The organism is Spirosoma daeguense, assembly GCF_054776875.1.
Window position 1 is genome coordinate 266,736 of sequence record NZ_BAAHBF010000004.1, and the last position, 10,958, is coordinate 277,693.

General features: G+C 38.7%; 12 protein-coding genes. All 12 read left to right on the forward strand.

The features are described 5' to 3' along the window. Positions 1–34: 34 nt before the first annotated feature. The 12 genes from ACYVD4_RS14020 to ACYVD4_RS14075 are packed head-to-tail and all read left to right on the forward strand — an operon-like array spanning position 35 to position 10,948. Positions 35–916, forward strand: coding sequence for a glycosyltransferase (locus ACYVD4_RS14020; RefSeq protein ID WP_460946623.1), 882 nt, complete (start codon positions 35–37; stop codon positions 914–916). 15 nt (positions 917–931) lie between these two features. Next, a complete protein-coding gene (locus ACYVD4_RS14025; protein WP_460946625.1) occupies positions 932–1,834 on the forward strand; it encodes a glycosyltransferase in 903 nt (300 codons plus the stop codon). Then, positions 1,815–2,762 carry a nucleotide-diphospho-sugar transferase gene (locus ACYVD4_RS14030; protein WP_460946627.1) on the forward strand — a complete coding sequence of 316 codons (948 nt, stop codon included), beginning with the start codon at positions 1,815–1,817 and terminating at the stop codon, positions 2,760–2,762. The genes ACYVD4_RS14025 and ACYVD4_RS14030 overlap by 20 nt, the downstream gene beginning before the upstream one ends. A 51-nt stretch (positions 2,763–2,813) precedes the next feature. Next, on the forward strand, positions 2,814–3,551 hold the full coding sequence (locus ACYVD4_RS14035) for an FkbM family methyltransferase (RefSeq protein WP_460946629.1): 738 nt from the start codon (positions 2,814–2,816) through the stop codon (positions 3,549–3,551). Position 3,552: 1 nt separating this feature from the next. Next, positions 3,553–4,722 (forward strand): acyltransferase family protein, encoded by a 1,170-nt coding sequence (locus tag ACYVD4_RS14040; protein WP_460946631.1) that lies wholly within the window; start codon positions 3,553–3,555, stop codon positions 4,720–4,722. After that, complete coding sequence (locus ACYVD4_RS14045; RefSeq protein ID WP_460946633.1) at positions 4,706–5,569, forward strand: glycosyltransferase family 2 protein; 864 nt, start codon at positions 4,706–4,708, stop codon at positions 5,567–5,569. Before ACYVD4_RS14040 ends, ACYVD4_RS14045 begins: the two co-directional genes overlap by 17 nt. A 2-nt stretch (positions 5,570–5,571) precedes the next feature. Next, positions 5,572–6,297, forward strand: coding sequence for an FkbM family methyltransferase (locus ACYVD4_RS14050; RefSeq protein ID WP_460946635.1), 726 nt, complete (start codon positions 5,572–5,574; stop codon positions 6,295–6,297). A gap of 52 nt (positions 6,298–6,349) precedes the next feature. After that, positions 6,350–7,045: a class I SAM-dependent methyltransferase gene (locus ACYVD4_RS14055; RefSeq protein WP_460946637.1), complete on the forward strand. Its 696-nt coding sequence runs from the start codon at positions 6,350–6,352 to the stop codon at positions 7,043–7,045. 28 nt (positions 7,046–7,073) lie between these two features. Next, positions 7,074–7,889 (forward strand): glycosyltransferase family 2 protein, encoded by an 816-nt coding sequence (locus tag ACYVD4_RS14060; protein WP_460946639.1) that lies wholly within the window; start codon positions 7,074–7,076, stop codon positions 7,887–7,889. A 21-nt stretch (positions 7,890–7,910) separates the two neighbouring features. Then, entirely contained in the window at positions 7,911–8,753 is an 843-nt protein-coding gene (locus tag ACYVD4_RS14065; protein WP_460946641.1) for a class I SAM-dependent methyltransferase, read from the forward strand. 6 nt (positions 8,754–8,759) lie between these two features. Then, positions 8,760–9,683, forward strand: a complete 924-nt coding sequence (locus tag ACYVD4_RS14070) for a nucleotide-diphospho-sugar transferase (protein WP_460946643.1) — start codon at positions 8,760–8,762, stop codon at positions 9,681–9,683. 32 nt (positions 9,684–9,715) lie between these two features. Continuing rightward, positions 9,716–10,948: a glycosyltransferase gene (locus ACYVD4_RS14075; protein WP_460946645.1), complete on the forward strand. Its 1,233-nt coding sequence runs from the start codon at positions 9,716–9,718 to the stop codon at positions 10,946–10,948. Positions 10,949–10,958 lie beyond the last annotated feature (10 nt).

Genomic DNA, 10,958 nt, shown 5'->3' on the forward strand with positions numbered 1-10,958 from the left:
ATAATGGATGTGCTCAAAAAATACATCCAATTATATGATTTCAATCGTCGTATCTTCTCATAATAAGTCCTACTTCAGAAAATTTATACAATCTGTTCAACAAACAATAGGTGTTGACTATGAAATCATACAAGTAAAAAATCCAGGCCTAATGGGCATTTGTGAAGCCTATAATCAGGGCGCTCAGCAAGCCCAATTTCCTTATATATGTTTCTCTCACGAGGACATTATTTTTCATACCGATAATTGGGGTAAAATATTAATCAATGATTTCGAGAGTGATCCGGCTATTGGTTTAATAGGAATAGCAGGTTCTGGATACAAATCCTGGACATTATCGGGCTGGCACACATCTCAAAAGTCACCTAACAGATTTCTGGCAGTCAATGTAGTACACGTTAGCCCAGAACAGTCGACCAGACATAATATAAATGAAAGCAATGACTTTTTAGTACCTGTAGCATCGATCGATGGCTGTTTCATGTTCACAAGCAGAAACGTAGCACAACAAATACACTTTGACCAAACACTGTTTACCAGTTATCACTGCTACGATATTGATTATTCATTACAGGTGAATCAGCATTTCAAAGTGGTTGTCGATTTCAACATCTTATTATCACATTTTTCAGGGGGGAGCTATGACGAAAAATGGTTTACTGAAACGATAAAACTTCACAAAAAATGGAAGAACAAACTCCCATATAAAATTGGAGAAGTTACAAAATCAGAAATAGCATCTGAAGAAGAAGCTGCCTTTTACGGTATACTTAGTGCTGTATTTAGAATTAACAAGAAATTGTTTATTAATTTTTTAAAGGAGTGTATATCTTTTAAATACATAAAATTAGTTGGCATAAAACGGATTCCTCAAATAGTAGTAACATCTTATAGAGTCATAAAAAATTACATATAATTATCAGAATGTCAAATGATTAATAAATTAAACTATTTAGTAAGTGTTAATGTAATAACTTTCAATCACGGAAGGTTTATCCGGGAATGTCTAGAAAGTATATTATCTCAAAAGACGGATTTCTTATACGAAATAGTAATATGTGACGATTTTAGCAATGATGATACAAGAAATATATTAGAAGATTATAAAGACAAGTTTCCAGAAATAATTAAACTAAGGTTTCGAAATAAAAATCTAGGATTAAAGTATAATTATTTCGATAATATTCAAGCATGTACAGGCAAATACGTAGCAATATGCGAAGGAGATGACTATTGGACCAGTGAAAATAAACTTCAAAAACAAATTGATATTCTAGAGAAGAACCCCGACTATAGTATGTGTTTCCATAGTGCATTGGAATTGCATCAGTACGATGGTGAAGAATCAAGGTCTAATATTTTCAGTAATTTACAAGACAGAACCTATTCAGGACAGGAAATTCTCTCTAAATGGTTAATTCCAACAGCTTCAGTTGTGTTTAGAAAAGATGTATCGACAAATTTTTCTTTTTTAGACAAATTTCTTTTTTATGATATTGTTTTATTCTTGAGATTATGTGAATATGGTAAATTATACTGTCTAAATGAGGTTATGTGTGTTTATCGTCGCCATTCTAAAAGCATAACAAATAGTAATTTAAGTTATAAATCTTATATAAATCATTTATTATTTATTAATATGGAGTTTCAGAAACGGTATGATAAATTAATCAAAGAATTGGTTGCAATTGAGTATTTCAAGCAGGCTAGGCATAGGTTTAAACAGAAATCACTGTCCTTCGTTATTTATTCATTAGCCTCCCTATCCTACAGTATACGTCCTTTTTATTTTATAGTATCGTCAAAATTAAAAAATGAAAAAAGGCCGTTTTAGTGTACCTATTTTATTTATTATATTTAATAGACTAAAAGAAACTCAAGCGGTTTTTAACGCAATACGCTTACTCCAGCCTGAACATTTATTTATAGCTGCCGACGGCCCACGCTATCATATTGTTGGTGAGCAAGTAAAGTGTACTATTGTTCGAGAATGGGTTGTTGATAATGTAGATTGGCCTTGTTCGATCCATACCTTATTTAGGGATCAGAACATTGGCTGTGGCAAAGGCCCGTCAGAAGCTATAAGCTGGTTTTTCGAGCATGTAGAAGAAGGTATTATTCTGGAAGATGATTGCCTGCCTAATTCTTCTTTCTTTGCATTCTGCGAAGAGCTTCTGACTAAGTATCGTAACGATGAACGAATTTCGGCTATTTCTGGGAATAACTTTCAGCCTGTACAGCCGATGCATCTTAGCTATGATTATTATTTTTCAATTTTTCCGTCAAGTTGGGGATGGGCAACCTGGCGAAGAGCTTGGAAAGGGTTTGACTTTACCATTAGTAGCTGGCCAACTATAAATAAAAAAGATGTATTGGTAAATCTTTTTGTAGATAAAAAATATGCATTGTGGTGGAAGCGTCAATTTGACTGGATGTATAAAAATCAACCGCAGGATATGTGGGATTTTCAGTTCCATTATCATTCAATACAAAAAAAACAGTTAGCTATAATTCCAAAGGCTAATCTAGTCTCTAATATCGGGCATAATAGCAATGGCACTCATTTCCAAGACCCTAACAGCCTGATTTCCAAATTACCTACTTACAATATAGAACCTCAGTTACGTCACCCAAATGAAGTTCTAAGAAATTATGAAGCCGATGTTTATATACAAGATCTATTGTTCGGGCAGGTTGAAATAGTTAGTAATGTCAAGAGAGTAAAAAGAGCTATAAAAAAAGCTATTCAATTCTTCGCTTAGCAATTTTTAACCAGACAAAGACAAACATATTTAGTTAGGTTATTTTTCAATATGGCGACTTTACAGGAAAAATTAAAGAAATTCATAGTGGACATATTGCCGAAATCACTAATCTACTTTATAGAAGAAGAATATAAAAATAAAGAAGATTTTTTATACAGAAATTTATCTTATTCACAGGAAGGTGAAGACCTGATTCTTAATCGATTATTATCGCACAAAGAGCGCGGTTTTTACATAGATATTGGAGCGCACCATCCTTTACGTTTTTCAAATACTCATTTATTTTATCTTAAAGGTTGGCGCGGTATAAACATCGATCCAATGTCTGGCAGTAAAAATATTTTCAATACAATCAGGCAAAGAGATAGGAATTTAGAAGTAGCCATTAGTAATAAAGAAGAAAAAATAAAGTATTACATCTTTTCAGAAGAAGCCTATAATACAATTTCAGAAAACATTGCACAGCAACATATTCAAAAAGGCGATTCTACGCTGGTTGCGGAAGAAGAGATTATTTGCTTACCATTAGCAAAAATTCTGGATACCTATATCGAAGAAGGTAACGAGATTGATTTTATTTCAATTGATGTAGAAGGACACGAATTACAAGTTCTGGAGTCAAATAATTGGCGCAAATACAAGCCTCAATATTTATTATTAGAAATGTATGCTACGTTAATTGAAGAAATATATCATACCAATATACATAAGTATTTATCCGATTTAGGTTATAAGCTAGTTGCTCGCACGCCAAATACATCTCTCTATAAATTATTCTTTTCATAAAATGCATATAGCTAAAGTAGATTTATTAAGAGGAGTTGCAATTATAACTGTATTCTTCTTCCATTGCTATTTGGAGCTTTTCACTAGTTATGTTATACCTAAATTTGAAGATGGATTTATTGTTATTGACAGTTTATCTTATCTTTTTGTCAGTTTTTCACCAATTAGTCTGGGATGGTCGGGAGTTGAGTTATTTTTTATTATAAGTGGGTTTCTTATTCATCTCAATTTTTTACAATCAGATAAATCATTTAATATCACTACGTTCTACAGTAAGCGTTTCTGGAGAATTTATCCGCCTTATTTGCTGGCTTTACTCTTTTTTAGTATCTCAACTCCAGATGCTATATCTTATTTGCGGTCTGGTTTTGGGCTCATCGACTTTTGTCTGCACGCCTTGCTGACCCATAATTTAACTCACCGCACATTTGCTAGCATAAATCCATCTTTTTGGAGTTTAGCACTAGAAGCCCAACTTTATCTTTTATATCCAATATTATTAATTTTACGTAACAAAATAGGCATCAAGAATGTAACGCTATTTTTTATTTTCTTATCGCTCTTATTTCTAATACTACAAAATACATTCGTTACAGAAAATACTAAAACACTGCCTATTGTTCGTTTATTTGTTCATCAATCTGTTTTATTTTACTGGTTTGTCTGGGCTTTAGGGGCTTATCTCGCTGAAGTCTACCACAAAAAGCAGCGTATTTTTGGAAACCACGCTTTTAGATTCGTTATATTCTTATTTATCTGTTTTACTTTTTGTAAGGTTAATATTTATACAGCTAAATTTTCTATTTACATCGCTACTATATTTTGGTTAAGTGTCTTTGAATGGATTCTTTACAGCGAAAAAGTCAACATTAATTCTTCCATTATAAAAAGTATAATTAGTGTTGGTTTATGCAGTTATAGTATTTACTTATTCCATCAACCATTTCTAGGTAAGTTACTCGGTATCTTCGACTTATCACACATAAATCCTTACCTAAAAATAGTAAGTATTTTACCTGTATTTTTGGTTATTTATATAATTGCTCAAGTTTTATATTGGTTTGTAGAATTGCCTTCAATTGAATTGGGAAAACGAATCAGGAGCAGAAAAAGCCAAAAAAAACGCCCTTCATCACATACAACCATTAGCAATAATGTCAGTGTTGAGTAAGCGTTTGTCGGTTATCACTATAAACCTTAATAATGCGTCAGGTTTAGAAAAGACGATCAATAGTGTACTAAGCCAGACGTATCAATCAATTGAATATCTAGTTATCGATGGCGGCTCTACTGATGGTAGCCTTGACGTACTAGAAAAATATAGTAATAAAATTACGTATTGGCTTTCCGAGAAAGATACTGGTATCTATAATGCCATGAATAAAGGAATCAGGCTCGCCAAAGGTGATTACTGCCTGTTTCTTAACTCTGGCGACTGGCTTGTCGATACCGACGTAGTGAGCAAGATATTTTCAGGAAACCCTATTACAGATATAATTTCTGGCGATGTTTATTACTTCGACACCCAATTAAATACAATCAAGTGGCTTGTTACTTCGCCAGAACATTTAACAGCAAAAGCATTGTTTCTCGGTACGCTTCCTCATCAGGCTACGTTCATCAAAAGGTCGTTATTTAATCGTATTGGATTATACAATGAACAGCTAAAAATTGCTTCCGACTGGCTTTTTTTTCTGGAAGCGCTATTGATCAATAGTGCTACGTATCAACACCATAAAGGCGTTGTTTCGTACTTTAACATGGATGGAATTAGCTGTAATCCAGTAAACAATTCATTACCACGTCGCGAACAGCTAAGCATACTTCAGCAGAAATACCCCTTGTTTCTGGCAGATTATGAACAGCTCGACACGCTGGAGAAACAAACTTATCAATGGCGCGAAAGTCGGGAATATAAAGTGTATAAATTTCTGGAACGTACTGGTGTGATTCGCGCGGGTGTTTTTTGCCGACGTGTAAAACGTAGCCTACAACGTACTGTTTTGCGGCTATTCTAAAAATGAGAAAAATCCTAAAAAATATAGCGCAGCAGTTTGGGTACGATATTCTGCATCTACCGACCGATCCTGTACTACGTCAACAGATCGACCTGTTTCAGAAATATGGTGTCAATCTGGTTTTCGATGTAGGTGCCAACACAGGCCAGTATGGCAAACGACTCCGAAAAATGGGCTATACGGGGCGCATTGTTTCGTTTGAGCCGCTTCCCGATGCGTTTCAGAAAATAAAGAAAAATGCGCAACAGGATGGCGACTGGACTGTTGTTCATACCGCCATCGGCGATGTTTTCGGTGAAATAGCCATAAACGTTGCCCAAAATTCATATAGCAGCTCAATACTCGACGTACTGCCAATACACGTAGCAAGTGCTCCGGAGTCGATTTCGATGTACAAAATCAACGTACCAATTCAGACTGTTGATTCGCTAATTGATCATTACTACGGCGAAAACTCCCGCCTGTACGTCAAAATAGATACGCAAGGTTATGAGAAACAGGTTTTTGACGGCTGCCTTCAATCGCTCGATAAGATTAGCGGATTTCAAATGGAATTGTCGCTATTACCACTCTACGAAGGAGAAACACTCATGTTCGACATGGTGAATCTGCTTCGCGATCATGGGTTTAAACTCATGCTTCTGGAAGGTGGCCATCGAAACTATGATACGGGCGAAATTCTGCAAGCCGAAGGATATTTCTTCCGGGATCAATTCCACTACGCATAAACGAATCTTACTTTGCTAAACAGCAACTTATAACGTATCACTGCCAAAAATCATGGTTCAATCGCTCAAAAAAGGCTTTCATTCGGCCGTCAATGGTTTAGGTTACGAGCTAAAAAAAATCAGCTCCAATAAATTCGCCAACCAAACCGACGAAGGCTTTTTTATTCCAACAAAAGGGCTGACCAAGATTCAGTATGGCTGTGGTACAAAGTTGTTGAAGCAGTGGGTAAATGTCGATTCGCTTCCGGTAGAATTATTGGCGGCCTGGCGCAAAAATCAACTGCCCGACTCCGATCAGAATCCGGTTGAGTTATTTTCCTATCATGCGCTCGACCTTACCTCTCGTCAGCCATTTGCCGACAATAGTTTTGACTATGGTTTCTGTGAAGATTTTATCGAGCACCTGACACAGGCCGATTCTATCAATTTTTTGAGCGAATGTTATCGCGTTTTGAAACCCGGCGGTGTGCTAAGAATGAGTTTTCCAGGTCTGGAGGGCGTTTTAAAAAATCATTATTTCAAACCAACGTCTTATAAATCAGCCAGCGAAGCCAAGCAGGATTGCTATGATCAATGGGAGCATATTCACTTCTATAGCCGCGAAGAACTTCGCCTGGTAGCCACACATCTGGGGTATTCCAACGTAGCATTTACTACGTATGGCGTATCGCAACATTCGGAGTTAAACGGCTTGGAAACTCGAGCAAATCAGGACAAAGTAAATACATACGTCGAGTTGCAGAAGTAGGCAACGCTACGTTGGTTCTCGCAACTTCATGCAGAAAAAAATTTCCATAATCACCATTAATTGGAATAATGCTGTAGGGCTAAAAAAAACCATTGAAAGCGTAATTTCTCAACTGAGTGATGATTGTGAATACATAGTGATTGACGGCGGCTCAGACGATGGTAGTCAGGAAGTTATCCGGAAATACGAGCCTAAAATTACCTACTGGCAATCAGAGCCCAAAGCCGGTATTTATGCCGATATGAATAAGGGAATCGTTAAAGCAACGGGCACGTATTGTCTGTTTCTTAACTCCGGCGACTGGCTCAATCAGAATATATTGTCAGCCGCCGTTAGCGAATGTACAGGCGAGGATGTCATTTACTTTAATACGTATCTCAGCTATAAGAATGGTCGTGTTGAGCCGGTAACATACTCGCCAACGCTGACGATGAAGAATTTCTTTAAAAGCACAATAGGGCATCAATCCACACTGATAAAAAAAGAGTTGTTTACCCGATTGGGTGCGTACAATGAATCCATGCACTTACACGCCGATTACGAGTTCTGGATTAAATCCATCATCTTCGAAAACGCTACGTGCAAATACGTCAACCAATTCCTTTCGTATTACGACATGAGCGGGCAAAGTTCGGAACCCAACCCGCATACCCTTCTCGAAGTCAGCTCTGTACTTAATAATAACCTCCCCAAACGCGTACTCGCCGATTATGAGTATTGGCACAAGCGTGAGCGAGAACTGGAAATATTGGTATGGTATAAAGATCAGAAAGTGCTCTACCCAGCACTGGTATTTCTGTATAAAGTCATAAAGAATTTCCGAAAGCTGGTTTCTAGACAGTAGATTCATTTTTCTGCCGAAAATATGTTTTTGAACGTAGGATGTGGTAGCAAGTTTCACAAGGATTGGGTCAATATCGATATGGTGGCCTCCCACCCTACCGTTATCGAACATGATATTCTAAGCGGCCTTCCCTTCCCGGAAAATCATTTCGACGTAGTGTATCATTCGCAGGTTCTGGAGCATATTCCGAAAGAAAAATCGGAAGATTTTATAGAAGAATGTTTTCGGGTTTTAAAACCCAACGGCATTATCAGAGTGGTGCTCCCCGATCTTGAGAATATCGTAAAGGAGTATCAGAAATACATGCAGTTGTGTGTTACTGAGAAAACCCAAATAGCAGAAGCCAACTACGACTGGATACTGCTCGAAATGTATGACCAGACGGTACGTAACAAGCCGGGCGGACAGATGGGGCCCTACTTTGCCAGTCCAGAATTACCCAACGAACACTACGTACTGGAACGTATTGGCTACGTAGGACGGGCACTGCGAAATTATTATCAGCAACCCAATCATACAAACGTAGCGCGTTCAGGTATTAAAAACACATTCACGAAAATTGCCCGGAACCTCAACTATAAAAAGATACGTAGCAAGCTTCTTTCGACGGTTCTGACTTCAGAAGAACGCGAATCTATTCGACTGGGACAATTCAGAAAAGGGGGCGAAATTCATTATTGGATGTATGATCGTTTCTCATTGTCGCGGTTGCTTTTGAAAGCTGGTTTCGAAAAATCCGTTCAAAAAACACCCTTCGAAAGCGATATTACGGGTTGGTCTGCTTACGAACTCGACGTGAAAGACGGTCTTGCATTCGACCCAACGGCTTTGTTTATCGAAGCCCGAAAACCTGTCAACAAGTAGTATTTCATGCTTGCGACGCCCGTTTTACTCATAATTTTTAATCGACCCGATGCTGCCCGTAAATCGTTCGAGCAGATTAGGAACGTTCAGCCTCGTCAGTTATTTATTGCCGCTGATGGCCCTCGCCCGAATAACTCTCAGGATGTTCTATCATGCGCGGCCAGTCGTGAAATCATCAATCTGATCGACTGGACTTGTGAGGTAAAAACGCTTTTTCGCGACGAAAACCGAGGATGCGGATACGGTCCTGCGGAAGCTATTACGTGGTTTTTTGAGCACGTAGAACAGGGCATTATTCTGGAAGATGACTGTCTGGCTCACAGCAGTTTCTTTGCATTTTGCGAAGAATTACTCCAGAAATACAAGGGCGATGATAGCGTATCTATGATTTGCGGAACAAACCCGGTTGTTGACTGGAAAATTGCCCGACATTCTTACCTATTCTCAAACATGGGCTTCAGTTGGGGGTGGGCAACGTGGCGCGAAGCCTGGCAAAAGTTCGACTACGTAGCAAGCCGATGGGCAACCGCCGAAGGAAAGGAAAAAGTGAAAAGCCATCTGAAAAATGACGCACTTTTCAAGCATTTGTCCAGCGAATTCGAGTACTATTTTTCAGAAGTCAGGTCCGACGTCTGGGATTTCCAATGGCTTTTCTGTCGGCTTTATCATAGCAGTTACAGCATCGTTCCAGCTGTAAATCTGATTGCAAACATCGGCTTCGACGAACATTCTACTCATACGTTCGATATCAATTCAAATTACGCTCATCTGCCCTTTTCGACCTTAAAATGGCCGTTGAAACATCCAACATTGAAAAAAGCAGATACGTATTTCGATTGGTACGTGTTCGAACGGTTTTTCAACCCCGGCAAACGGAGCTTTGCCAAGAAAGCCGTATTAAAACTGGTCAAATCATTCGTAACGAGTTAGTCAACATAGCGCCCTAAAAAGCTTTCAATTCATTGACTATCCTAAACTTGTCGGCACTCGACTACGGCGGAGCTGGAAAATTCTCGGTCGATTTCAATGACTTCCTAAGTCAGTCAGGTTACGATACGCACTTGGTTGTCATGGACAAAAAAGGCCAGTCGTCGAATGTCATTCAATACGCCGATAGCCCGTTAAGTAGTCCGTTTGCGAAGCTGGCACGAAAAGCCGCGAAGGCGAAATGGTCAAACGTTACGTTCAATTACGACTATTATTTCTATAACATTTACGAACGCTACTCAACTATATCGGCGAAGAAGATTCTCGAATCAATCCCCGCTAAACCCGACGTAATCTTTATCCATTGGGTAACCGATTTTATCAACGCAAAAGTTATAAACGAACTCCAGAGTCTGACCGGCGCCAAAATGTACTGGTTAATGATCGACAACGCGCCTATAACCGGTGGTTGTCATTATCCCTGGTCGTGTCAGGGCTATAAAACTGATTGCGGCACGTGTCTGGCCATTCCATCAGAAGCCGATCAATGGCTGGCAAAAGAAAATCTAAAGCAGAAGATTCAGTATTTGCCCGCTACGTTGGGAATAATGACCTTTTCGAACAGTGATTATGAACGGGCGCAGCAATCAAGGCTTTTTAGAGATAAGCCAATTGTTAAGCTGCTGGGATACGTAAACGAAGAGAAATTCAAACCGGGCGATAACGTAGCAGCCAAAGCATTTTTCGGCTTACCGTCCGATCATAAAATTATTTTTTTCGGTGCTACGTCCCTGAAAGAACGGCGTAAAGGCATGCAATTGTTACTAAATGCCATCGACGTAGTAAAGCTGGAGAACGTAACGCTACTCGTAGCTGGTGACTCTCCATTGTCGGTTCAGGATAAGCCGATTAAGCTTACCGGACACTTAAACGAGTCGGATTTAATTAAGGCGTATCAGGCTGCCGATCTGTTTGTTTGCCCATCGATTGAAGACTCCGGCCCACTAATGATTAACCAATCGATTATGTGTGGCACGCCAGTTGCTGCATTCAATACGGGAGTGGCGCAGGATTTAGTCATAAATGGCAAAACAGGCTATTGTGCTCAGCTTGGCAACTTCGATGATCTGGCAACTGGAATACAGAAAATCATGCAGTTGACTAGTCTCGATTACCGTAAAATGGCTCAAAACTGTCGAGATATGGCGGTTTCACTTTATGGTAAACAATCGTTTCAGCAGCAGATTGGCCAACTAATAGACACATAAGATTTAGCGA